The sequence below is a fragment of the Micromonospora sp. DT228 genome, assembly GCF_049841595.1.
Classification (GTDB): domain Bacteria; phylum Actinomycetota; class Actinomycetes; order Mycobacteriales; family Micromonosporaceae; genus Micromonospora.
Map to the genome: position 1 here is coordinate 39,465 of NZ_JBNCKO010000004.1, position 21,856 is coordinate 61,320.

Here is a 21,856-nt window from a genome sequence, read left to right on the forward strand (position 1 = left end):
ACGAGATCACGGCGTGACCGCTTCGGCATCACGCCGTCAGCAGCCGCGTCACCGGCCGGCTGCTAGCCTGCCGGGCTGATGACAGGAAGATTCGGCACTCGGGACACCTTCGCCGTCGAGGTCGGCGAGATCCTGTCTCCCAACCTGCGCGTCGTCGACCTGTGGGCGGCAGGCAAGAAACTGACGACCCATGACAACGTGGCCTACGTACCGTCCCTCTGCCATTACATGCAGACTGCGGCAGCGGAGGTACGCCAGCGCGCGATTCGACCCCGCCCCTCTCGCGAACGGTCACCGGAGGAGATCTTCCGGCAGCTTGAGGCCGACGAGACAGACTTCCGCGAGCGGTACTGGTTTCTGCAGTGGAGCGAGATCGTCGACAACGTATCGTGCTACGCCTACCTCGATGATCACCTGGTGATCGTCTTCGCGTTCCGGCGAGCCGACCACCCCTTCCCCGAAGACGTGGGCAAGGTCTTCGTCGCCAGAATCCCGCCCGACGAATTCGCGGCCACTCTGGAACAGGCGACTGACCTGCTGGGCGACGAGCGGGTGGGTTGAGGCCCGACGGGGATGCGTTCAAGCCCCACGTCCTCAACCTAGAGACTCCTCAAACACGCTCTTCGGCCCGTACGCGCCGACTGACGCGCTCCGTACGCCCCGGTTTCCCGATCACCACGGGCCCCCGGGGCGGAACGCAGCCCGGACTTGATCACGTACAGCTCACGCTTGGCCGTAGCCATCCCCCGCGCGTCGAGCATGTACCCCGCGATCCACACCCACCCGTTGTACGGGTCGTCCTCGCCGATGGACATCAGCCGCATCAACAGCGCCCGGTCCCCGGTGAACTGCACCGAGCAGTCCGGGCCGACGAACACGACGTCTCCCGCCTTCACGGCAGCCAACCGATGAACCTGCGTCGGAGCACATCGACCGGAGCCCAGCTCATGTCCTGTCCGGCAGAGATCAGACACAGGCTCAGGTAGTACGCCAGCCGCACCCGCCCCTGTTCGGCCAGCAGCTCCGCGCGGCGCGTGGCACAGGGCCAGGGCCGGTCGCATCGCTCGCACAGCCACAGCGGGAGGACCGGCGCGTGCGTGGTCACTGGCTCTCACCCGGCCAGTGGCCCCGGTTGATCGGGATCTTGTGCCTGACCCGACACGGCAACTCGTTCCCGCACGTGCAGACGTTGCGCCACCTGACCCACGACCACACGGGCCTATGCCTGCGGGCCAGTGTCAGGGCTACGGCAGTCAGATATTCCGCAAAAGTGACGCGTCGGGTCATGCGCCCATGTCACCACATGGGGTTGCATGAGGGCAACCCTTATAGGGGCTGCCTCACCCTGGTTACCCCTCGGCAACTCCCAGGGCTCATACCGTCAAGTCGTGGAGCTGCTTGGGCTGGATGAGATCCGCGACTTGCTCGGAGGGATCAGCAAGCAGCGCGCCACGATCATCGTGGGCCGCAAGGGATTCCCTGACCCCCTCGCCACCTTGAGCATGGGCCGCGTCTGGGATGGCAAGACTGTTCGAGCCTGGATCGCCAAGAACCGCCCCAGCCCGACGGACGAGGACTGACGCCACCTCGGGCCGGAACGCAGAGCCGCCGGCCCAGGGAAGTCTCACGCCGGGGGCACCTCGGTCAGATCACCAGCGGCACGGGCGACGCGACACGTCGGAGGCTCTGGGGCGACGAGCACGCCGTAGGCGGGCTGTGACGGGCGCCGCAGCGCTCGGGGCATCGGTGCGCGCACCCCGAACCTAGGGTCGGTGTGTGGGCATCCGGGTGGGGATTCGGGGCCGCTGGCGGTCTCTGTCGCCGCTGCCGCCGCCGGGTCGGCTGCGTACCCTGTCGCTGGCCACGCTCGCCAACACCGTCGGGACCGGGCTGTGGGTGACCGGTTCGGCGCTCTATCTCACTCGCGTCGTCGGGCTCAGCCCCACGCGGGTCGGGCTGGGGCTCACGCTCGCCGGCCTGGTGGGGCTCACCGCCAGCGTGCCGCTCGGCGGGCTGGCCGATCGGCGTGATCCGCGAAACCTGCGGGCGGTCCTCCAGTTGGCGCAGGCCGCCGTCGCCGTGGCGTACCTGCTGGTCGGCTCGTTCCCGGTCTTCCTGCTGGTGGCCACCGTGGACGCGCTGCTGATCTCCGGCAATCTGGCGGTCCGTGCCGCGCTCGTCGCCGCGGTCGGCGGGCCGGAGGGGCGAGTGCACGCCTTCGCCACCCTGCGCGCGGTGGCCAACCTGGGTGTGGCGCTCGGGGCGGCGCTGGGCGGGTTCGCGCTGGTGGCAGACACCGGGTGGGCGTACCGACTGCTCGTGGTCGGCAACGCCGCGACCTATCTGGTGTCGGCGGCGCTGATCATGCGACTGCCGGGTTATCCGCCGGTCCGGCGGCTGCGCCGGCCCGGCCCCGGTCGTGCCCTGCGCGATGGACGCTTCCTCGCGGTCGCCGGGGCGTCAGCAGTGCTCTCCCTGCACTGGGTGGCGCTGACACTGCTGCTGCCACTGTGGGTGGTGACCCGCACCGACGCCCCGCCGGTGCTGGTCTCCGTCATGCTGCTGGTCAACACGCTGCTGACAGTGGTGCTCGCGGTGCGGCTGAGCGGCGGCGCCCGGGACGCGCTGCCGGCGGCGGCGACGATGCGCCGGGCCGGGCTGGTGCTCGCGGCCGGGATGCTGCTGTGGGCCGCGACCGGCTTCGTCTCCGGCGCGCTGGCGATCGGCCTGCTGCTGTGCGCGACAGCGATCTACACCCTCGGCGACCTGTGGCACGCCGGGGCCGGGGCGGCACTGGCCTACGACCTCGCCGCCCCGGACGCCATCGGCGCCTACCAGGGGGTCGACACACTGCTCGCCGGCCTGGCCCGCGCGGCGGGACCGGCGCTGCTGACCTGGCTGATCCTCGGCGGTGGCCCGATCGGCTGGCTGGCCCTGGCCGGGCTCCTCGCCGGCACCGGCCTGGCCGTGCCGCCGCTGACCCGGTGGGCTCTGACAAACCGCAGCGATCAGCCGATCTCCTCGTCGACGTAGCACCAGCGCCAGGTCTCGCCCGGCTGCACCGAGCGGATCACCGGGTGGCTGCTGGACTCGAAGTGCTTCGTCGCGTGCTGGTACGGCGACGAGTCGCAGCAACCGACGTGCCCGCAGCTCAGGCAGGCCCGCAGGTGCACCCAGTCGGCGTTGCCGATGGCGACGCAGTCGGGGCAATCCTCGGTGGTGCGCGGCTCCACCGCGTCCGCCTCGGCCAGATGCTGACAGCTCACTTCTCGACCTCCCGCAGCAACGACTCTTCCAGGTCCAGGTCACGATAGGCCCGCACCAACACCTCCTCGGGGATCCGACCGGCGTCCCGGGCGGCCCGGAAGACATCCCGCTCGGCGTCGATCATCTTCTGTCGTAGCCGACCGTACGCCTGCGACGGCGTTTCCCGCTCGGTGCCGCCCAGCCGTTCCCAGGCCAGGTTGTTGCGATCCTCAAGCGCGCGGCGCAACCGGTCCACCACCGCCTCGGGGGCGCTGTCGGCAAGCTCGTCGAGGCGGTCCTGGGCGGCCCGGCTGGCCTGTTGCTGCACCCCGGCAGCCGACAACGCGTCCTGCACCGGGTCGTCCTGGGGCAGCTTCAACCGCCGGGCGACCACCGGCAGGGTGGCGCCCTGCCCGACCAGGGTGACCACGATCACCGCGAAGGCCAACCAGATGAACAAGGCCCGGGGGTACGGCTCGTCGCCGGCCAGGGTCAGCGGCAGAGCCAAGGCGGCGGCAAGCGTCACCACGCCCCGCATGCCGGCCCAGCCGATGACGATCGGGAACTTCGGTGACGGCCTGGCGTCGCGGCGGCGGACTCGGGGAACCAACCGGGCCAGGTAGGTGGCCGGGAAGAGCCAGATGAACCGGGTCAGGAAGACGGTGGCGAGCACCACGAAGGTGATCAGGGTGAGGAAGCCGGCCGGCTCGTCGAGGTCGCGCAGCACCTCCCGCAGTTGGAGCCCGACCAGCAGGAACACCAGCCCCTCCAGCAGGAAACGAACGAGCCGCCAGAACGCGCCGATCTGCAGGCGGGACGCCGCCGACAGCAGCTGCGGCAGTTTGTGGCCGAGCACCAGACCGGTGACGACCACCGCGACCACACCGGAGGAGTGCACCGCCTCGGCGGCGAACACCACCGCGAATGGAATGATCAACGACAACGCGTTGTCCAGCACCGGGTCGGTGATCCGCCGATGCAGGAAGCCGAAGACCACCGCGCCGAGCGCGCCGATCAGGATGCCGCCGCCGGTGGCCCGCAGCACCTCCAGGGTGACGTCGGCGGCGCCGACCGCCGAGCCCGCGGTGGCCATGGTGGCGACCCGCAGCAGCACCAGTGCGGTGGCGTCGTTGACCAGGCTCTCCCCCTCCAGGATGGTGACCACCCGGCGAGGCAACCCGACCCGGCGCGCGACAGCGGTGGCGGCCACCGCGTCCGGCGGGGCGACCACCGCGCCGAAGGCCAGGCAGATCGCGAACGGCACCTGCGGCAGCAGCAGGTGCAGCACGAACCCGACCACGAACGCGGTGAACAGCACCAGGCCGACCGCGAGCAACAGGATCGGCCGAATGTTGTTCTTGAACGCCGGCACCGAGGTTTCCAGCGCCGCGACGTACAGCAGCGGCGGCAGGATGCCGACAAGCACCAGCTCCGGGTCCAGTTCGACGTGCGGGACGCCCGGCACGAAGGAGAGTGCCAGACCGAGCACGACGAGCACGATCGGCGCGAGCAGGCCGAGCCGGCGGGCCAGCGCGGCACCGAAGGTGGCGATCGCCAGGAAGACGACGACCGGAAACAGGCTTTCCATGGGGTACGAGCCTAGGGGTCCACGGATTCGGGCCTCGATCAGCCGGGCCTCGATCAGCCGGTCGGCCGCAGCTTCGGCAGCACCTCCGCGCCGAACGCGTCGATGAAGCCGCGCTGTTCCTGCCCCACGTGGTGCAGCGCGATCTGGTCGAAGCCCAACTCGACGTACTCCTCCAGCCAGCCGACGTGCCGGCCCAGGTCGGCCGAGACGTTCACCACCTCGGCGACCCGCCGCGCCGGCACGTCGGCGGAGACCAGGTCGAAGTGCTCGACCGTCTCCAGGTCCCAGCAGACCGGCGGGGCGAACACGTTGCTGCGCCACTGGTCGTACGCGAGGGCCTCGGCCTGCTCCTGCTCCGGCGCCCAGGAGACGTGCACCTGCAGGTGCAGGGGGCCGCGCCCGCCGGCGTCCCGGTACGCGTCGATCATCTCGCGCAGGTGCGCCACGGGGGCGTTCACGGTGATCAGACCGTCCGCCCACTCGGCGCACCAGCGGGCGGTGGCCACGCTGACGGCGGCGCCGACGAGCGCGGGCGGCTCCTCGGGACGGGTCCACAGCCGGGCCCGGTCGACCCGGACCAGGCCGTCGTGGTTGACCTCCTCGCCGGCCAGCAGCGCCCGGATGACGTCCACGCACTCCCGCAGGCGCGCAGCGCGGACGTCCTTGCGCGGCCACGGGTCGCCGGTGATGTGCTCGTTGCTGGCCTCACCGGTGCCCAGCGCCGCCCAGAACCGGCCCGGGTACATCGCGCCGAGGGTGCCAATCGCCTGCGCGATGATCGCCGGGTGGTACCGCTGGCCGGGGGCGTTCACGACGCCGAACGGCAGGCCGGTGGCCTGCAACGCCGAGCCCAACCAGGACCAGGCGAAGCCGGACTCGCCCTGCCGTGCGCTCCACGGGGAGAAGTGGTCGGAGCACATGGCGGCGTCGAAGCCGGCCCGCTCGGCGTGTTTCACCGCCTCCAACAGGGCGCGCGGACCGATCTGCTCATGCGAGGCGTGGAATCCGAACAGCGTCATGGGCGCACTTCCTACCCACGCCCGCCCCCGCTGATGCGTGCCGCGCCGCGAACTACTCGGCGTGCGCGCCGGCTCCGGCCGAGGCGGCGCCCTCGCCCACCCAGACCGTCTTGGTGTTGCAGAACTCCCGCATGCCCAGCGCCGACAGCTCGCGCCCGTAGCCGGAGTTCTTCACGCCGCCGAACGGCAACTCCGGATATGAGGTGGTCATGCCGTTGATGAAGACGTTGCCCGCGTCCAGGTCGGTGGCGAAGCGCTCCTGCTCGGCCGGGTCCCGGGTCCAGGCGTTGGAGCCGAGCCCGAAGCTGGTGCCGTTGGCGACCTCGATCGCTTCGGAGTACGACGACACCCGGAACAGTCCGGCGACCGGGCCGAAGACCTCCTCGGACCACATCCGCATCTTCGGGGTGAGGTCGGTGACCACCGTCGGCGGGTAGAACCAGCCGTCGCCGGTCGGCAGCTCGCCACCGCAGAGCACTGTCGCGCCGTTGTCGATCGCGTCGCGGACCTGGGCGTGCACCTCGTCGCGGCCACGTTCGCTGGCCAGCGGCCCCACGTCGGTGTTCGGGTCCATCGGGTCGCCGACCCGCAGCGCGGCCATGTTCGCGGCGAACTTCTCGGCGAAGGCGTCGAACACGTCGGTGTGCACGATGAATCGCTTCGCGGCGATGCAGGACTGGCCGTTGTTCTGACAGCGGGCGGTGGTGGCCACCTCGGCGGCCCGGTCCACGTCGGCCGAGGGCATCACCACGAACGGGTCGCTGCCGCCGAGTTCGAGGACCGTCTTCTTCAGCTCCCGCCCGGCGATCTGGGCGATGGACCGGCCGGCCGGCTCACTGCCGGTGAGCGTGGCGGCGCGGACCCGGGGGTCGGCCAGGATCGCCTCGACCGCGTCCGAGCCGACCAGCACCGTGGTGAAGGCTCCCTCGGGGAAGCCGGCCCGGCGAAACACGTCCTCCAGCAGCAGCGCGGTCTGCGGCACGTTCGAGGCGTGCTTGAGCAGGCCGGTGTTGCCGGCCATCAGCGCCGGCGCGGCGAAGCGCATCACCTGCCAGAGGGGGAAGTTCCACGGCATCACCGCGAGCACCACACCGATCGGCTGGTAGCGGATGAACGCCCTGGTCGCCTTCACGGCGTCGGCGTCGGCCGGCTCGTCGGCGAGGAACCCCGGGGCCTTGTCGGCGTAGAAGCGGGCGGACGTGGCGCACTTGGTCACCTCGGCCTGCGCCGAGGCGTACGTCTTGCCCATCTCCGTGGTCATGATCCGGGCGATCTCGTCGCGCTCGGCGTCCAGCAGGTCGGCGGCGGCGTTCATCCACCGGGCCCGCTGATCGACGGTGGTCGTCCGGAGCTGCTGGTACGCGAGGTCGGTGCGCTCGATGGCACCGTCGAGTTGCTCGGTGGACATCGCCTCGTAGGTCTTGAGCACCTGTCCGGTGGCGGGGTTGGTGGTGGCGATGTGGGGCATCTCGTCCTCCTGTCACTCGAACAACGAGTGCCGTACGCCCGGCTCCTCGCGGTGGCGGGCGGCGCGGCGGCGCTGGATCACGACCAGGTCGATCACGGCGACCACGGCGAAGATCGCGCAGAGAACGCCGAGCCAGGCGATACCGGCCCAGAACGCCAGCACCGCGAAGATCACCATCGTCACCAGCCCGAAGCCGGCGAAGGTGAGCCGGAGGTTCAACGCGCTGTTCGCGTGGCCGACCGTGCCACGGGCACGCCGAGGCTGCGATCTCGTCATGCCCAGGGACCTACCCCCGATCGGCCGGGTTAACCGGTACGACGCGCTCGCACCCGCCGGTGCGCCGGTGTGCTCGATTACATCCGTTCGCGTCGTGGCCCCCGCGAGCCGCACGATGGGCGCATGTCAATGACCCTCGCCGTGCCGGTGACCGTCGCCATCGCCCGCCGTGTCGATCCGACCCGGACCAGCGAGATGGTGGCCTGGATGCGGGCCGGCACCGCGCTGGCCGAGGCGTTCCCGGGTTTCCTCGGCGCCGGCTGGGTGCAGAGTGGCCCCGGTTCCCCGGAGTGGCACATGCTCTACCGCTTCGCCGACGCCGAGACGCTGCGCCGGTGGGAGGAGTCGCCGCAGCGGCACTGGTGGCTCAGCTCGGCCCAGGGCATCGTCGAGCACACCCGGGTCGAACGACGTACCGGGATCGAGGGCTGGTTCGACCCGCCGTTGGAGCTCTCGGTCGACCCGGTCGAGCCGGTCGGACCGGCGTCGCCGCCGAGGTGGAAGCAGGCGGTGACCATCTGGTTGGCGTTCTTTCCGCTGAGCCTCAGCGCCACCCTGCTGACAAGTCACTTCCTCGCCGCCGTGCCGTTGGCGGCGCGGGTGCTGCTGATGACGCTCTGCCTGACCCCGCTGATGACCTATCTGGTGCTGCCCCGGATCACCCGGGCCCTGCACGGGTGGCTGCACGGTCAGCCGGCACCGCGGCGGGATTAAAACACCGCACCGGCCCGGTCACCGACACTCTGCCGCATACCCGACAGCAACTTCCCGGTGAACCACCTCCTACGCATAGAGTTACCGCGCTGTCGCTCTGTGCTGCGGGAACGGGGGACGTCATGCCTCGACGGTGGGTCGCCGCGCTGGCCTGTCTCGTCGCACTTGTCGCGTTGGCCTGCGAGGGCGGCACGTCCGCGTCGCCCCGCCCCACCCGGAGCGGCGCGCCGTCGAGCGGGCCGGGTGGCATCGCCGCCCTCGGTGACTCGATCAGCACCGGCTTCGCCTCCTGCCTGGTGCTCACCTCCTGCGAGCGCAACTCCTGGTCCACCGGCGACGGGCTGCGGGTGGAGAGCCACTACCGGCGGCTGCTCGACCAGAATTCGGCGATCCGCGACCGGACGTACAACCACGCCAAGGCCGGCGCCCGGGCGGACGCTCTGGAAGGTCAGGCCACGGCAGCGGTACGCGACCGCCCCGACTACGTCACGGTGCTCATCGGCGCCAACGACATCTGCCGGGGCGGGGTGGACGCGATGACGCCGGTGGCGCAGTTCCGGGCCGACGTGGACCGAGGGCTGAAGGTGCTGCGGACCGGCCGGCCGAAGGCCCGGGTGCTGGTGGTGAGCATCCCCGACCTGTACCGGCTCTGGGAGGTCGGGCACGACGATCCACGGGCGGTCCGCGCGTGGCGGCGGGGCATCTGCCCAGCGCTGCTGGCCGAGCCCACCTCGACGGCACCGGCCGACCGGGCGCGCCGGGCCGCCGTCCGGGATCGGATCGACGCGTACAACGCCGAGCTGGTCGCGGCCTGTCGGGCCTACGGCTCACGCTGTCGCCACGACGGCGGCGCGGCGCACAAGGTCCGGTTCACCCTGGACCTGCTCAACCCGCTGGACTGGTTCCACCCCAACGCCAGCGGCCAGGGCCGGCTCGCCGAGGCGACCTGGCGACCCTCCGGGATGGCGGGTTGACCGTCCCGGAGGGCGATCGTCAGGGTTGGCGGGGCCCCGGGAGAGCGGTGCCGCGGGGTCGGTAGAGCGCCCGCGAACGCTGCGCGAGCTCCTTCGTGGCCGACGAGTTGGCCCAGGTGCCGAGCACGATGGCCGCGCCCGGGATGACCTTGGCGACGAGCCGCTTGGCGGCCCGGACGCCGGCCATCTGGGCCAACCGGACGCCGAGTTGCAGCATCACCCGACCGAGTGGGCGCTGACCGCCCAGACCGAAGAGCGCGTCGGCGCGTTCCCGGCCGGCGGCCACACCGAGCGCCAGTCGTGCGCTCTCGGCGACCTTGTGCACGCGCTGCAGCACCAACAGGTCGGTGGCCCGGTCGCTGTGCAGCGGATCGACGTCGTACGCGGCGGCGATGTGCAACACCATCCGCGCCTGGGTCCAGGCCAGCACGCCCACGTCGATCACGGCGCCGGGTAGCCCGGCGGCGCCGGAGACCGCGCCGGACAGCCGGGCCAGGTTGACGAACCTGCGGGCCGCCTGGTCGGCCAGGGCGTCGGACGATATGCCGGGCTGCTCGGCTCGGGCCCGGTCGGCCCACTGCTCGGCTTCCGGCCCGAGCCGGCGCACCGCCTCCAGGGCGAGGTGCTCCGGGGCGTACTGGGGGTCGTCGCGCATCCGGTCCCAGAGACGGGCCGGCGGACCCTCGGGGGCAGCCGCCGACCCGGCGGGCGGATCGACGGACGGCTGGGGAGTAGGGGCGGCGGGCTGGCCGCCGACGGGCGGGGTGTCGGTCACCTGGTCTCCCCTGGAATGGGAATGGCGGACAGGGCGGCCGATGGAGCGGTCAGCGACGGCGGTTGGAGAACCGGGCCGCCAGACCCTTGAGCTTCTGCTGGTTGTCAGGCTTGGCCATCTCCCGACGACCTCGCTCGACCAACTGCTGCCCCTTCGGCGATCTCAGGAACGTGGTGATCCGCTGCATCAGTGACATGGCGTCCTCCTGTCGATGATCCCTCTGGTTCATGTGTACCCCGAACCCGCAACACATGTACCCGGGATGCGACAGCCTCAACCCTGACCGTCCACAGTGGGCGGAAGACTACCGCCCCGCCGGCACGATGGCGTCGACGACCCGGGTGGCCCGCCACTCGTGCTGCTGGTAGTACTCGGGGTACGCGGAGACCTGCACCGCCTGGGCCGCGTCGGTGAGTCGCATCCCCTGCCAGCCGGGCACCTGCTCCAGCGCGGAGAGGAACTGCCGGGTGGCGAACTCGGGGTCCATCAGCCGGTCCACCGGGCCCCAGCCACTGCTGGAACGCTGCTGGAACAACCCGACCGAGTCGTGATCCCAGCCGACGCCCTGGTGCGGGTGGTTCTGCGACTCGGGCAGCACACCGCTGGCCACGTTGTAGAGGTTGCTCTCCTGCATGGCGGTGGCGACCGCGATCACCAGCCCCCGGCGGGGCACCCCCATCTTGCGGCCGGCGCGCACGATCGCCTCGGCGTTCTCCATCTGGTCCTCGTCCAGCCCGGCGACCGGAGCCGGTCTGGTCGGGCGGGCCGGGGCGGCCTTGCGGACAGGTGCCGCGGTGTCCGGGTCAGCGGGGGTCGCCGTGGCGGACGGCGCCGGGGCGGCAGCGGTGCGGTCGAGACCACGGGAGGCGGCACCCTGCTGCTCGGAGCGCTGCGCCAGCTCCGAGGTGGCGGGCGAGCCGGATCGGGTCGCCGCGCCGGGCTTCTCGTCGCAGACCTGGGCCACGACAGTCAGGCCGAGGCAGCAGACCACACCGGTGGCCAGCGCCAGCTGGGCCCGGCGTCGACCGGTCAGGTCCCGCACGTACGCCCGGAGTCGACTCGCGGCGGTTGTCCGTTCGGCTGAGGTGCCATCCTCCGTATCGGCAGTATCGCTGCTCGGGGCGTACGGGTCGTCGAGGGTGCCGTCGTCACGCATCAACCGAGGCTAGGCAGAGAGAAACCCCGATCACGCACGGTGATCACGTGGTGATCGCCACAGATCGGGGTCGTACTGGTGGACGACCCGGGCGGGTCGGCCCGCCCGGGGAACATTCCTCGCGTACCGGATGAACCCGGTGGCGCACGCAGGCCGGCACGGCCGGTGACAGGCCCCGACATCCGACCCTGGGGCCTGACATGATCGACAAACTGGGCCGTTGGGCCGAACCAACCCTCGGCCGATCGGCCGACCGGCGGCGTAATCAGGCGAATAGTCCGGTCACGCCCATCCCCCGGGCGACGAATCGCCCGGCGCAGGAATGCACCAGGATGGCGGGTACGTTGCCCGAACGGGTGCTCTCCATCGCGACGGCACCCCGCAGGCACATTTCAGGGAGGTCCGCACCGGTGCTCGACCCACACGAGCTCTACCAGCTCACCGACGATCTGCCCGACCTCGGGCAACCGGTCCTGATCCAGGCCCTCACCGGGTTCGTGGACGCCGGCAACGCCAGCCGGCTGGCGCGCGAGCAGCTACTCACCTCGCTTGAGGGTCGGCCGATCGCCACCTTCGACGTCGACCAGCTCTTCGACTACCGGTCGCGACGACCGGTGATGACCTTCGTCGAGGACCACTGGGAGAGCGTCGACGCGCCCAAGCTGGAGCTGCACCTGCTGCACGACGACGACGAGACCCCGTTCCTGCTGCTCGCCGGCCCCGAGCCGGACCTGCAGTGGGAGCGGTTCGTGGCCGCCGTGGCCGGGCTGGCCGCCCGCCTGGACGTCCGGCTCACCGTGGGGCTCAACTCGATCCCGATGGCGGTGCCGCACACCCGGCCGACAGGCGTGACGGCGCACGCCACCCGCCCCGAGCTGATCGCCGGATACGAGCCCTGGCTGCAACGCGTCCAGGTGCCCGGCAGCGTCGGCCACCTGCTGGAGTTCCGCCTCGGCGAGCAGGGCCGCGACGCGTTGGGCTTCGCCGCCCACGTGCCGCACTACGTGGCGCAGACCGAATACCCGGCCGCCGCCGAGGTGCTGCTCACGTCCGTGTCGCGCAGCACCGGGCTGCTGCTGCCCGGCGACGGGCTCCGCTCGGCCGCCGAGGTGGTCCGGGTGGAGATCGACCGCCAGGTCGCCCAGACCGAGGACGCCGCCGCCCTGGTCCAGGCCCTGGAGGAGCAGTACGACGCGTTCGCCCGTGGTCGGGGCGAGAAGAACCTGCTCGCCCCGGACGCCGGGCCGCTGCCCACGGCCGACGAACTCGGCGCGGAACTGGAACGGTTCCTGGCCGAACAGACCCGTCCCGGCGACACCCCGGGCGGCTGACCCGGCGCGCCGGGGGCGGATGCGGCAGGCTGGGGGCATGCGCCTGGCGACCTGGAACGTCAACTCGGTGAAGGCCCGCCTCCCCCGGCTGCTGGAGTGGCTGGCCGACACCGGGCCGGACGTCGTCTGCCTGCAGGAGACCAAGTGCCCGGACGGCGCCTTCCCGGTGACCGAGGTGGGCGAGCTGGGCTACACCGTGGCCAGCCACAGCGACGGCCGGTGGAACGGGGTCGCCATCCTGTCCCGGGTCGGGCTGGACGACGTCCGGGTCGGGTTCGCCGGTGAGCCCGGCTTTCCCGACCCGGAGGCCCGCGCCATCTCCGCCACCTGCGACGGGGTCCGGGTCTGGTCGGTGTACGTACCCAACGGCCGGACGCCCGACGACCCGCACTACGCGTACAAGCTGGCCTGGTTCGCGGCGCTGCGCGACGCGGTGGAGGCCGAGCTGGCCGGTGGGCTCCCGCTGGCCGTCTGCGGCGACTTCAACGTCGCCCCGACCGACGCCGACGTCTGGGACCCGGCGGTCTTCACCCACTCCACCCACGTCACCCCGGCGGAGCGGGCGGCCCTCGCGGCACTGCGCGACCTGGGCCTCGTCGACGTGGTGCCGACCCCGATGAAGGGGCCGCACCCCTTCACCTACTGGGACTACCGGGCCGGGATGTTCCACCAGAACAAGGGCATGAGAATCGACCTGGTGTACGCGTCCGCCCCGTTCGCCCGCGCCGTCGGCTCGGCCTACGTGGATCGGGAGGCCCGCAAGGGCAAAGGACCCTCCGACCACGCCCCGATCGTGGTCGACGCGGAGCTGGTGCCCGCGGTCGAGGGGTTCTGAGTGGCTGTCGGGGTGTTCTGAAAGGCTGTCGGGGTGTTCTGAAAGGCTGTCGGGGTGTTCTGAGTGGCTAGGGTGGACAGATGGCAGTCGTGAAGATCAACGCAATCGAGGTCCCGCCCGGAGCCGGCGCGGAGTTGGAGAAGCGGTTCGCCGCCCGGGCCGGCGCGGTGGAAAACTCCCCCGGCTTCCTCGGCTTCGAGCTGCTCCGACCGGTGGCCGGCGAGACCCGCTACTTCGTCTACACGAAGTGGGAGAACGAGGAGGCGTACCAGGCGTGGGCCGCCGGCCCGTCGCGAGCCGCCCACGCTGCCGCGCCCGGCGAAAAGCCTCGACCCCCGGTCGCCAGCGGGGCGAGCCTGCTGGAGTTCGAGGTGGCCCTACACGTCCCCCAGCCCTAGCCGACCCGCACGGCGCACGCCCGACCCGCACGGCGCACGCCCAACCCGCACAGGGCACGCCCAACCCGCACGGCGCACGCCCAACCCGCACGGCGCACGCCCAACCCGCACAGCGCACGCCCAACCCGCACAGCGCACGCCCAACCCGCACAGGGCACGCCCAACCCGCACAGGGCACGCCCAACCCGCACGGCGCACGCCCAACCCGCACGGCGCTGGCGGTTTGATCCACTCGGCTTCATTGAAACCGGGCTGTTCAGGTCGACCTGACACCCCGACTTCAATGATCCCGGTTCGATCAATCCGGAGTAGACGGCCAGGCGGGCGGGTCAGCCGCTTGGCTGGCTCGGGTCAGGGCTTGCGGGAGGACTGGAGGGTGGCGAAGGCGATCACGTTGTCGGCGTAGCCGGTGCGACCGCCGATGAACTGGCCGCCGCAGGTGATCAGTCGCAGCCCCGCGGGGCCGTCGTTACCGTAGATGCGTTCGGCGGGCAGCCGGTCCTTCGGGAAGTGCTCCACGGTGTCGACCTTGAAGGTCACCGTCGACCGGTCCGCGCGAGCCACCTCGATGAGGTCACCCGGCTTGAGCTTGCCCAGTTCGTAGAAGACCGACGGGCCGCTCTTGGTGTCCACATGCCCGACGATCACCGCCGGACCGGGCTCGCCGGGCGTGGGGCCGCGGTCGTACCAGCCGGTCTCGTTGTGCCGCTCCAGCGGCGGTACGGCGATCGAGCCGTCCCGCGCCTGCCCGACGGGTGCCACGGGCGCGGCCACCTTGATCGCCGGGACGCTGAGGCGTACCGGGCGACTGGCCGACAACCCGGCCGACTCGCTACGTGCTGGCCGGTCACCACCGGCCGGGGCCAGATCGAACGGGCCGACCGAGCGGCCCAGCCCCGCCCCGGTGGCGAAGACCCCGACCAGCACCAGCACCACGGCCAGCGGCACCGACCAGGGGCTGCGGCCGGGCGGACGACTGCGCCGCGGCGTCACGGCGGTCGCCGGGCGAGCAGCCACCGCCGGGCGACCCGAGGCCGGCGGGCGACCCGAGGCCGGCGGGCGCTCCTCCGGCCAGCCGTCGTCGGCCGGCAAGCTGTCGTCCTCCGGCCACCTGTCGTCCGCCGACAGGCTGTCGTCCTCGGGCGGGCGGCCATTGTCGGGCGGGCGGCCATTGTCGGGCGGGCGCCCTGCCCCGGGCGGGCGGCCACCAGCGGGGGGCAGGAAACCGAAGGCGGCCGGCGGGCGGGAGCCGGCCGGCGGTGGCGAGGGGCGGAAGATCTCCATGGCGGTCAGTGGAGTCCGATGCCACGGGCGGCACGTGGCCGGCGCAGCGCCAGCACGGCGAGGATCAGGCCGGAGACCGTCAATGCCGCGCCAACGGGCAGCAGCAGTTTGCCGGTCACGCCACCGGCACCGCCACCGAAGCCGGTGGCCGGGCCGCGACTCGGATAGGTCGGGACCTTCTTCACCACCTGGAGCATGGTCGAGGCCGTCTCGCCGTTGCGGCATTCCAACTTGACCCGGTAGTTGCCGGGTCGGGTGCGGTCCCGCACCATCGGCGCGGCGGTGAGCAGCCCGTGCTGCGGCTGCACGCCGACCGCGCCGAACGCGTCGGAGACCACTGTCGCGCCGATCGAGTTGTCCCCGCAGCTCGCCCGGATGCCGACCAGGTAGCCGGGCTGCACGGTGCTCGGGCTCACCTCGACGAAGATGTCCACCGGCGGGTCAGGTTGCGGCTGGCCGTTCGACGGTCCAGGCTGAGGCGCGGCAAACACCGGGACAGCGGCGAACACCGGCGCAGCAGCCACCGGGACAGCGGCGAACACCGGTGCGGCGCTCAGTAGGGGGCCGGCGAGGACGGTCAGCACCGACAGGGTCACGCCGCCGCGGGTCACTGTCACGATGCCCCCTCTCGACGCCGCGCGGCCGTGTCGGGCAGCGGAGCACCCGACCTGCCGTACCAGTTGGATCCTCTCATTTCCGGTCGCACATCACATCCGATTCGCTGGCGGCGTCGCGTAGGCTCGGTTGGCTGTGACCGCCACCGAACATGACCCCGCCGTCCCGCCCGTGAGCCGGACGATCCGGACGTTCCACCCCCGCCGGGGCCGGATGAGCGACCGGCAGACAGCTGCGCTGGGCCGGCTCTGGCCCGCGTACGGCCTGGATGTTCCGGACGGCCCGGTCGCACCCGTCGACCTGGCCGACCTGTTCGGTCGTCGGGCCCCGGTGGTGCTGGAGATCGGTTCGGGCATGGGCGACAGCACCGCCGCGATGGCTGCCGCCGACCCGGATCGAGATTATCTGGCGGTCGAGGTGCACACGCCGGGAATCGCCAACCTGCTCGACCTGGCCGACCGGCACGGCCTGCACAACGTACGGGTGGCTCAGGGTGATGCGTTGTCCCTGGTCAGCGGCCTGCCCACGGATGTGTTGGACGCCGTACACGTCTTCTTTCCGGATCCGTGGCCGAAGGCCCGCCACCACAAGCGGCGGATCATCCAGCCGACGCACGTGGCGTTGCTGCGGTCCCGGCTGCGGTCCGGTGGCACGCTGCACTGCGCCACCGACTGGGCCGAGTACGCGCAGGCGATGCGGGAGACCCTCGATGCGGACCCGGAGTTGGTGGACGCGTACGGCGGCTTCGCGCCGCGCCCCGCGCACCGGCCGGTGACGAAGTTCGAGCGGCGGGCGATCACGGCCGGCCGGCCGGTCGCCGACCTGCTCTACCGCCGACGGTGACCGGCGGGACGCCCGGACGGGGGTCCGGTGGACGCCGGGTTGGCGGAGCGGGGCATGATCCAGGCACCATGGACGGGATATGACGCTCACCGCCGCGCTGCCGACAAGCGCCGACCCCGACACCCTCTTCGACGCGTTCGCCGGCTGGGCGAAGGAGCGCGGCCTCGACCTCTATCCCCACCAGGAGGAGGCGGTCATCGAGATCGTCTCCGGCGCCAACCTGATCATGAACACGCCCACCGGCTCGGGGAAAAGCCTGGTGGCGATCGCCGCGCACTTCGCGGCCCTCGCCGACAGCCGGACGACCTTCTACACCGCGCCGATCAAGGCGTTGGTGTCGGAGAAGTTCTTCGCCCTCTGCGAGGTCTTCGGCGCCGAGAACGTCGGCATGCTCACCGGCGACGCCAGCGTCAACGCCGACGCCCCGATCATCTGTTGCACCGCGGAGATCCTGGCCAACCTGGCGCTGCGCGAGGGCGCGAAGGCCGACGTCGGCCAGGTGATCATGGATGAGTTCCACTTCTACGCCGAGCCCGACCGGGGTTGGGCCTGGCAGGTGCCGATCATCGAGCTGCCGCAGGCCCAGTTCATCCTGATGTCCGCCACCCTCGGGGACACCACCCGGTTCGTCGACGACCTGAGCCGGCGTACCGGGCGGGCGACCGCCGTCGTGCGCACGGCGGAGCGGCCGGTCCCGCTGATCTTCTCGTACGCCATGACGCCGCTGCACGAGACCCTGGAAGAGCTGCTGGAGACCAAGCAGGCCCCGGTGTACGTGGTGCACTTCACCCAGGCGGCCGCGCTGGAACGCGCCCAGGCGCTGATGAGCGTCAACGTCTGCTCCCGGGCCGAGAAGGACATGATCGCCGAGGCGATCGGTGCCTTCCGGTTCACCTCCGGCTTCGGCAAGACGCTCTCCCGGCTGGTCCGGCACGGCATCGGCGTGCACCACGCCGGCATGCTGCCGAAATACCGCCGCCTGGTGGAGACCCTCGCCCAGGCCGGCCTGCTCAAGGTCATCTGCGGCACCGACACCCTCGGCGTCGGCATCAACGTGCCGATCCGCACCGTGCTGTTCACCGGCCTGTCCAAGTACGACGGGGTCCGTACCCGGCTGCTCAAGAACCGGGAGTTCCACCAGATCGCCGGGCGGGCGGGCCGGGCCGGGTACGACACCATCGGCCGGGTCGTGGTGCAGGCCCCCGAGCACGTCATCGACAACGAGAAGGCCCTCGCGAAGGCCGGCGACGACCCGAAGAAGCGGCGCAAGGTGGTCCGCAAGAAGCCGCCGGAGGGCTCGATCGGTTGGGGCCAGCCCACCTTCGACCGACTCGTCGACGCCGAGCCGGAGCCACTGACCTCCAGCTTCCAGGTCAGTCACTCGATGCTGCTCAACGTCATCGGCCGGCCCGGGGACGCGTTCACCGCGATGCGGCACCTGCTCACCGACAACCACGAGGAGCCCGCCGCCCAGCGCCGGCACATCCGCCGGGCGATCGCCATCTACCGGGCGCTGCGCGCCGGTGGGGTCGTGGAGGAGCTGCCCGAGCCGGACGAGACCGGCCGGCGGATCCGACTCACCGTCGACCTCCAGCTCGACTTCGCGCTCAACCAGCCGCTCTCCCCCCTCGCGCTGGCCACCATCGAGCTGCTCGACGCCGAGTCCCCGTCCTACGCGCTCGACGTGCTGAGCGTGATCGAGTCGATCCTCGACGACCCCCGGCAGATCCTGTCCGCGCAGCAGTTCAAGGCGCGCGGCGAGGCGGTCGCCGCGATGAAGGCCGAGGGCATCGAGTACGAGGCCCGCCTGGAGCTGCTCGACGAGGTGACCCACCCGAAGCCCCTGGCCGAGCTGCTGGAGGCCGCGTACGAGATGTACCGACAGGGCCACCCGTGGGTCGCCGACCACCAACTCTCCCCCAAGGCCGTCGTCCGGGACATGTTCGAGCGGGCGATGACCTTCACCGAGTACGTGCAGTTCTACGGGCTGACCCGCTCGGAGGGCCTCGTCCTGCGCTACCTGGCCGACGCGTACAAGACGCTGCGCCAGACCGTGCCCGAGGACGCCAAGACCGAGGAGCTGATCGACCTCATCGAGTGGTTGGGCGAGCTGGTCCGCCAGGTCGACTCCAGCCTGATCGACGAGTGGGAGCGGCTGCGCAACCCGTCCGACGTGGCCGAGGTGGCCCAGGCGCACGCCGCGCTCACCGACCGGCCACCCGCGGTGACCCGCAACGCGCGGGCGTTCCGGGTGCTGGTGCGCAACGCGCTGTTCCGCCGTGTGGAGCTGGCCGCGCTGCGCCGCTGGGATCTGCTCGCCGAGTTGGACGCCGGCGACGGCTGGGACTACGACGCCTGGGCCGACGCGTTGGCGCCGTACTTCGAGGAGTACGACTCGATCGGCGTCGGACCGGACGCGCGTGGGCCGGCGCTGCTCATGATCGAGCAGGGGCGGGAGCGGTGGACCGTCCGGCAGAGCTTCGACGACCCCAACGGCGACCACGACTGGGGCATCAGCGCCGAGATCGACCTGGTGGCCTCCGACGAGGTCGGCGCGGCGGTCGTCCGGATCACCGACGTCGGCCAGCTCTGAGGTGTCCGCCCCCGACGGACCGTCGGGGGCCAGCCGGCCATGCTCTGCTCAACGACGCTCGGCCAGCTCGCGGAGATCGCTGACCAGTTCGTCGATCCAACCGCGGGACACCGGGACCGCGTGGACACCGATCTCCACGACCCAGCGCAACGCGTCCATGGTCCAGCACAGGCCGCCGGTCACCAGCTGGTCGGTCACCGTCTCCAGGTCGGTGCCCGCCTCGTCCGCGAAGAGCTCCGGCAGGGCGTCCAACCGGACGCTCTCGATCCGGCCCTGTCTGCGACCCTCGCGCAGCAGGAGGTAGAGGTCGCCGAGATGCCTGTGCACGTAGGCGTCCGACCAGTCGATGGTGACGATCCCGCCGCCGGAGGTGTGCAGCAGGTTCTTGGCCTGGAAATCTCCGTGCACGATGGTGTCGGGTTCGCTGGAGAGGTGTTCCAGGCGGCGGGTCATCGCCCGGATCGGATCGTCGAGTGCACCGACCAGATCGGGGCGTAGGGCCGCCATGGCCGTGGCCGCCCGTACCGCCGACGCCACGAGATCGGCGGTGGACCGACGCAGACCGACGGCCAGCGCGGGGTCGGCGCCCAGGCGCAGCGCCGACTCCGCGCGCATCCGGGCCAGGACGCGGACGGCCTGCTCGTGCCCTTCGGCCGTCGGGCGGTCTTCGAGGTTGTCACCGCCGAGGTCCTCCAGGACGATCACCCCCGAGCCGTCCTCCGCGAGCAACCTCGGTGCGGCAATCCCGAGGGGGACGACCAGCTCCTGGTAGCGCCGTGCCTCGCCGGCCAGCTCGCCGATGCCCCGCTTGGCGATCACCGACTTCCGGGTGGCACCGTCCAGGCGGATCCGCCAGACTTCCGACAGCGCCCAGCGGCGCAGGAGATCAGCGCCGACGATCGTGCCGTCGAGCTCGGGCAGCCAGCCGGGCAGCGTGGTCTCGATCACCACGGCATTCTGCCCGGGGAGTTCCGTCATGCGCCTGCTCATTCTCGGCGGCACCACGTACCTGGGTCGTCATCTCGCCGAGCATGCCCTGCGAGCGGGGCACGACGTCACGTTGTTCAACCGCGGTCGTACCGGAAGAGACCTGTTTCCCGGGGTGCCCCGCCTGATCGGCGACCGGACCGCGGACGGCGATCCGGCCGGGCTGACCGCGCTCGGCGCCGGCACCTGGGACACGGTCTACGACTTCAGCGGCTTCCACCCCCGCCAGGTCGCCGCCACCGCCGGGTTGCTGGCGCCGCGCATCGGACGGTACGTCTTCATGTCCTCGATCGCGGTCTATCCCCCCTCGGCCGAGGCGGGCCGGACGGAGGAGGCCCCGCTGCTGCCGGCGGAGCCCGATGACGGCGAGTACGGCAACCTGAAGGTCGCCTGCGAGCAGGCGGCCGAGGGGGCAGTGCCCGGCCCGGCGACGTCGGTTCGCGCTGGGTTGATCAGCGGTCCCGGTGATCCGTTCGGCGCGTTCACCAGTTGGGCCCTCGCCATGGCCGGCGACGGGGTGGTGCCGTGCGCGGCGCGGGCCTCGCAGCCGCTGCAGGTGACCGACGTCCGTGACCTGGCCGCGTTTCTGCTGCGGGTCGAACCCGGCCCGTTCAACGTGGTGCCGCCGCCGATCACCTTCGCCCAGATGCTGGATACCTGTCGCCGGGCCGGTGGCGCAACGGCGACCGTCACGTGGACGCGGAACGAGAACGTCGACGATCTCGGGAGGTTCATCGTGCAGCCCCGGGACGGCAGTGCGGACGGCGCGTTCCAGCTCTCCGGCGAGCGCGCGGCTGGCGGGTTACCGCCCCCGGCCGTTCGCGGAGACGGCTCGGGACACGATCGAGTGGGCGCGGCGAACGAAGGCGACCTTCACCAACCCGCACTGACGCGCATCGGTCTCCGGCACTCGCGGGGCGACCCGAAAAACTCCCCGGATCGGCTCGCGCGCGGCCCCTCCGCACCCCGACTTTCGCTGGGCAATGTCAGACCTGTCGATTAGAATGTATGTACTAATCAAGATCCTGACCTGGGAGGACGCCCGTGACCGCGCCCGCCTCCACGCCCCTCACCCCCTACGCCACACTGCTCGGTTTCACCCGCTACGTCGACCGCACCGGCCCCACCAAGGCGACCTTCGTGGGCGGGCTGCGCAAGCAGCGCGCCAGTCGGTCCGGCTTCAACCCGCACGGCCAGTTCGTCAAGGCGCTCAAGGCCGACATCGCCTTCCACAACGGTGGCACGCACCTGACCGGGGTGGTCGACATCGTCAAGCCCCGCTGGCGCCCGCTCTACCAGGCGCTGGTGCCCGGTGCCACGACCTGGCTGCACTCCCTCGGCGAGCCGGCCGCCGTCGATCTCGCCCAGACCCGCGACGCCCTGGCCATGCTGGGCGACCTACCCGTCAAGATCAACCCCCACTTCGGGGTACGCCACGCCGACGGCCGCGTCGAAGCGGTCCGCCTGCACTTCGACGAGGCCCCACCGAGTGAGGAGTCGGTGCTCGCCACCCTGCACCTGATGGCCCGCCACATGGACGCGGTGCTCCCGCACGCCGAGCCGGTCCTGGTCGACGTGCGCCGCGGCCAGGCCCACCGCATGCCCAGCGACGCCAAGCCCGACCAGATCGAACGATGGCTGTCCGGCGAAGCCGCCGCCTTCCGCGCCATCTGGTCCACCGCCGCCTGATCGCCGCCTCCCGTCCGGGTCCAGCGCGCGACCCGGACGGGCGGTTCGGCACAGCCCCGCACCGT

General features: G+C 71.5%; 25 protein-coding genes. 12 read left to right on the top strand and 13 right to left on the bottom strand.

Features of this window, described 5'->3' with window-relative positions; genetic code table 11:
• The first annotated feature begins 78 nt into the window (after nucleotides 1-78).
• Entirely contained in the window at nucleotides 79-561 is a 483-nt protein-coding gene (locus ACLQ29_RS09740; RefSeq protein ID WP_425771296.1) for a hypothetical protein, read from the top strand.
• Between the two features lie 38 nt (nucleotides 562-599).
• Here the strand turns inward: ACLQ29_RS09740 and ACLQ29_RS09745 are convergent, their stop codons facing one another.
• Nucleotides 600-905, bottom strand: coding sequence for a hypothetical protein (locus tag ACLQ29_RS09745; protein WP_425771297.1), 306 nt, complete (start codon nucleotides 903-905; stop codon nucleotides 600-602).
• Nucleotides 893-1,105 carry a hypothetical protein gene (locus ACLQ29_RS09750; RefSeq protein ID WP_425771298.1) on the bottom strand — a complete coding sequence of 71 codons (213 nt, stop codon included), beginning with the start codon at nucleotides 1,103-1,105 and terminating at the stop codon, nucleotides 893-895. The genes ACLQ29_RS09745 and ACLQ29_RS09750 overlap by 13 nt, the downstream gene beginning before the upstream one ends.
• Nucleotides 1,106-1,388: 283 nt before the next feature.
• Between ACLQ29_RS09750 and ACLQ29_RS09755 the strand changes: the two genes are divergently transcribed.
• Nucleotides 1,389-1,580, top strand: coding sequence for a hypothetical protein (locus ACLQ29_RS09755; protein ID WP_425771299.1), 192 nt, complete (start codon nucleotides 1,389-1,391; stop codon nucleotides 1,578-1,580).
• Nucleotides 1,581-1,776: 196 nt separating this feature from the next.
• A complete protein-coding gene (locus tag ACLQ29_RS09760; protein WP_425771300.1) occupies nucleotides 1,777-3,033 on the top strand; it encodes an MFS transporter in 1,257 nt (418 codons plus the stop codon).
• Here the strand turns inward: ACLQ29_RS09760 and ACLQ29_RS09765 are convergent.
• From ACLQ29_RS09765 to ACLQ29_RS09785, 5 genes are read right to left on the bottom strand one after another with little or no spacing between them, the layout of a single operon-like run.
• Nucleotides 3,009-3,266 (bottom strand): UBP-type zinc finger domain-containing protein, encoded by a 258-nt coding sequence (locus tag ACLQ29_RS09765; RefSeq protein WP_425771301.1) that lies wholly within the window; start codon nucleotides 3,264-3,266, stop codon nucleotides 3,009-3,011. The two genes, ACLQ29_RS09760 and ACLQ29_RS09765, sit on opposite strands and share 25 nt — an antisense overlap.
• The gene (locus ACLQ29_RS09770; RefSeq protein WP_425771302.1) at nucleotides 3,263-4,834 is read right to left on the bottom strand and encodes a Na+/H+ antiporter; all 1,572 of its coding nucleotides are present in this window, start codon (nucleotides 4,832-4,834) and stop codon (nucleotides 3,263-3,265) included. The genes ACLQ29_RS09765 and ACLQ29_RS09770 overlap by 4 nt, the downstream gene beginning before the upstream one ends.
• A gap of 53 nt (nucleotides 4,835-4,887) precedes the next feature.
• Nucleotides 4,888-5,853, bottom strand: coding sequence for a TIGR03885 family FMN-dependent LLM class oxidoreductase (locus tag ACLQ29_RS09775; protein WP_425771303.1), 966 nt, complete (start codon nucleotides 5,851-5,853; stop codon nucleotides 4,888-4,890).
• Between the two features lie 52 nt (nucleotides 5,854-5,905).
• Entirely contained in the window at nucleotides 5,906-7,321 is a 1,416-nt protein-coding gene (locus ACLQ29_RS09780) for an NADP-dependent succinic semialdehyde dehydrogenase (protein WP_425771304.1), read from the bottom strand.
• A gap of 12 nt (nucleotides 7,322-7,333) precedes the next feature.
• Entirely contained in the window at nucleotides 7,334-7,597 is a 264-nt protein-coding gene (locus ACLQ29_RS09785) for a DUF6343 family protein (protein WP_393367553.1), read from the bottom strand.
• 123 nt (nucleotides 7,598-7,720) lie between these two features.
• Between ACLQ29_RS09785 and ACLQ29_RS09790 the strand changes: the two genes are divergently transcribed.
• Nucleotides 7,721-8,311 (top strand): antibiotic biosynthesis monooxygenase, encoded by a 591-nt coding sequence (locus tag ACLQ29_RS09790; RefSeq protein WP_425771305.1) that lies wholly within the window; start codon nucleotides 7,721-7,723, stop codon nucleotides 8,309-8,311.
• A gap of 122 nt (nucleotides 8,312-8,433) precedes the next feature.
• Nucleotides 8,434-9,285, top strand: a complete 852-nt coding sequence (locus ACLQ29_RS09795; protein ID WP_425771306.1) for a GDSL-type esterase/lipase family protein — start codon at nucleotides 8,434-8,436, stop codon at nucleotides 9,283-9,285.
• A gap of 19 nt (nucleotides 9,286-9,304) precedes the next feature.
• On the opposite strand, the gene ACLQ29_RS09800 is transcribed toward ACLQ29_RS09795, so the two are convergent.
• The 3 genes from ACLQ29_RS09800 to ACLQ29_RS09810 form a co-directional block, all read right to left on the bottom strand.
• On the bottom strand, nucleotides 9,305-10,060 hold the full coding sequence (locus ACLQ29_RS09800) for an EcsC family protein (protein WP_425771307.1): 756 nt from the start codon (nucleotides 10,058-10,060) through the stop codon (nucleotides 9,305-9,307).
• A gap of 49 nt (nucleotides 10,061-10,109) precedes the next feature.
• Complete coding sequence (locus ACLQ29_RS09805) at nucleotides 10,110-10,256, bottom strand: hypothetical protein (RefSeq protein WP_393367546.1); 147 nt, start codon at nucleotides 10,254-10,256, stop codon at nucleotides 10,110-10,112.
• Between the two features lie 108 nt (nucleotides 10,257-10,364).
• On the bottom strand, nucleotides 10,365-11,216 hold the full coding sequence (locus ACLQ29_RS09810) for a peptidase M23 (protein ID WP_425771308.1): 852 nt from the start codon (nucleotides 11,214-11,216) through the stop codon (nucleotides 10,365-10,367).
• 410 nt (nucleotides 11,217-11,626) lie between these two features.
• On the opposite strand from ACLQ29_RS09810, the gene ACLQ29_RS09815 reads away from it, so the two are divergent.
• The 3 genes from ACLQ29_RS09815 to ACLQ29_RS09825 all read left to right on the top strand — a co-directional run bounded on the left by ACLQ29_RS09815 (nucleotide 11,627) and on the right by ACLQ29_RS09825 (nucleotide 13,780).
• Nucleotides 11,627-12,547, top strand: a complete 921-nt coding sequence (locus ACLQ29_RS09815; RefSeq protein ID WP_425771309.1) for a proteasome assembly chaperone family protein — start codon at nucleotides 11,627-11,629, stop codon at nucleotides 12,545-12,547.
• Between the two features lie 37 nt (nucleotides 12,548-12,584).
• The gene (locus ACLQ29_RS09820) at nucleotides 12,585-13,382 is read left to right on the top strand and encodes an exodeoxyribonuclease III (RefSeq protein WP_425771310.1); all 798 of its coding nucleotides are present in this window, start codon (nucleotides 12,585-12,587) and stop codon (nucleotides 13,380-13,382) included.
• An 80-nt stretch (nucleotides 13,383-13,462) separates the two neighbouring features.
• Nucleotides 13,463-13,780 (top strand): antibiotic biosynthesis monooxygenase family protein, encoded by a 318-nt coding sequence (locus ACLQ29_RS09825; RefSeq protein ID WP_425771311.1) that lies wholly within the window; start codon nucleotides 13,463-13,465, stop codon nucleotides 13,778-13,780.
• Between the two features lie 351 nt (nucleotides 13,781-14,131).
• Here ACLQ29_RS09825 and ACLQ29_RS09830 read toward each other — a convergent pair whose 3' ends face one another.
• Together ACLQ29_RS09830 and ACLQ29_RS09835 are read right to left on the bottom strand one after the other, a co-directional pair.
• Nucleotides 14,132-14,773 (bottom strand): class F sortase, encoded by a 642-nt coding sequence (locus tag ACLQ29_RS09830; RefSeq protein WP_425771642.1) that lies wholly within the window; start codon nucleotides 14,771-14,773, stop codon nucleotides 14,132-14,134.
• A 296-nt stretch (nucleotides 14,774-15,069) separates the two neighbouring features.
• Entirely contained in the window at nucleotides 15,070-15,684 is a 615-nt protein-coding gene (locus ACLQ29_RS09835) for a hypothetical protein (RefSeq protein WP_425771643.1), read from the bottom strand.
• A gap of 208 nt (nucleotides 15,685-15,892) precedes the next feature.
• Here ACLQ29_RS09835 and trmB point away from each other — a divergent pair, with 208 nt between their 5' ends.
• Both trmB and ACLQ29_RS09845 read left to right on the top strand, forming a co-directional pair.
• Nucleotides 15,893-16,522: a tRNA (guanosine(46)-N7)-methyltransferase TrmB gene (gene trmB / locus ACLQ29_RS09840; protein ID WP_425771644.1), complete on the top strand. Its 630-nt coding sequence runs from the start codon at nucleotides 15,893-15,895 to the stop codon at nucleotides 16,520-16,522.
• Nucleotides 16,523-16,601: 79 nt separating this feature from the next.
• Nucleotides 16,602-19,115 (top strand): DEAD/DEAH box helicase, encoded by a 2,514-nt coding sequence (locus tag ACLQ29_RS09845; RefSeq protein ID WP_425771312.1) that lies wholly within the window; start codon nucleotides 16,602-16,604, stop codon nucleotides 19,113-19,115.
• Between the two features lie 48 nt (nucleotides 19,116-19,163).
• Here ACLQ29_RS09845 and ACLQ29_RS09850 read toward each other — a convergent pair whose 3' ends face one another.
• Entirely contained in the window at nucleotides 19,164-20,093 is a 930-nt protein-coding gene (locus ACLQ29_RS09850; RefSeq protein WP_425771313.1) for a phosphotransferase, read from the bottom strand.
• Here ACLQ29_RS09850 and ACLQ29_RS09855 point away from each other — a divergent pair.
• Both ACLQ29_RS09855 and ACLQ29_RS09860 read left to right on the top strand, forming a co-directional pair.
• Nucleotides 20,092-21,105: an epimerase gene (locus tag ACLQ29_RS09855; RefSeq protein WP_425771314.1), complete on the top strand. Its 1,014-nt coding sequence runs from the start codon at nucleotides 20,092-20,094 to the stop codon at nucleotides 21,103-21,105. The genes ACLQ29_RS09850 and ACLQ29_RS09855 overlap by 2 nt on opposite strands.
• Before the next feature lie 41 nt (nucleotides 21,106-21,146).
• Nucleotides 21,147-21,791, top strand: coding sequence for a hypothetical protein (locus ACLQ29_RS09860; protein WP_425771315.1), 645 nt, complete (start codon nucleotides 21,147-21,149; stop codon nucleotides 21,789-21,791).
• Nucleotides 21,792-21,856: the final 65 nt, after the last annotated feature.

Coding starts and splice junctions, on each gene's coding strand:
- ACLQ29_RS09740 (WP_425771296.1), top strand. CDS start 79: ATGACAGGAAGATTCGGCACTCGGGACACCTTCGCCGTCGAGGTCGGC.
- ACLQ29_RS09770 (WP_425771302.1), bottom strand. CDS start 4,834: ATGGAAAGCCTGTTTCCGGTCGTCGTCTTCCTGGCGATCGCCACCTTC.
- ACLQ29_RS09775 (WP_425771303.1), bottom strand. CDS start 5,853: ATGACGCTGTTCGGATTCCACGCCTCGCATGAGCAGATCGGTCCGCGC.
- ACLQ29_RS09780 (WP_425771304.1), bottom strand. CDS start 7,321: ATGCCCCACATCGCCACCACCAACCCCGCCACCGGACAGGTGCTCAAG.
- ACLQ29_RS09785 (WP_393367553.1), bottom strand. CDS start 7,597: ATGACGAGATCGCAGCCTCGGCGTGCCCGTGGCACGGTCGGCCACGCG.
- ACLQ29_RS09790 (WP_425771305.1), top strand. CDS start 7,721: ATGTCAATGACCCTCGCCGTGCCGGTGACCGTCGCCATCGCCCGCCGT.
- ACLQ29_RS09795 (WP_425771306.1), top strand. CDS start 8,434: ATGCCTCGACGGTGGGTCGCCGCGCTGGCCTGTCTCGTCGCACTTGTC.
- ACLQ29_RS09805 (WP_393367546.1), bottom strand. CDS start 10,256: ATGTCACTGATGCAGCGGATCACCACGTTCCTGAGATCGCCGAAGGGG.
- ACLQ29_RS09810 (WP_425771308.1), bottom strand. CDS start 11,216: ATGCGTGACGACGGCACCCTCGACGACCCGTACGCCCCGAGCAGCGAT.
- ACLQ29_RS09820 (WP_425771310.1), top strand. CDS start 12,585: ATGCGCCTGGCGACCTGGAACGTCAACTCGGTGAAGGCCCGCCTCCCC.
- ACLQ29_RS09825 (WP_425771311.1), top strand. CDS start 13,463: ATGGCAGTCGTGAAGATCAACGCAATCGAGGTCCCGCCCGGAGCCGGC.
- trmB (WP_425771644.1), top strand. CDS start 15,893: ATGAGCGACCGGCAGACAGCTGCGCTGGGCCGGCTCTGGCCCGCGTAC.
- ACLQ29_RS09845 (WP_425771312.1), top strand. CDS start 16,602: ATGACGCTCACCGCCGCGCTGCCGACAAGCGCCGACCCCGACACCCTC.
- ACLQ29_RS09855 (WP_425771314.1), top strand. CDS start 20,092: ATGCGCCTGCTCATTCTCGGCGGCACCACGTACCTGGGTCGTCATCTC.
- ACLQ29_RS09850 (WP_425771313.1), bottom strand. CDS start 20,093: ATGACGGAACTCCCCGGGCAGAATGCCGTGGTGATCGAGACCACGCTG.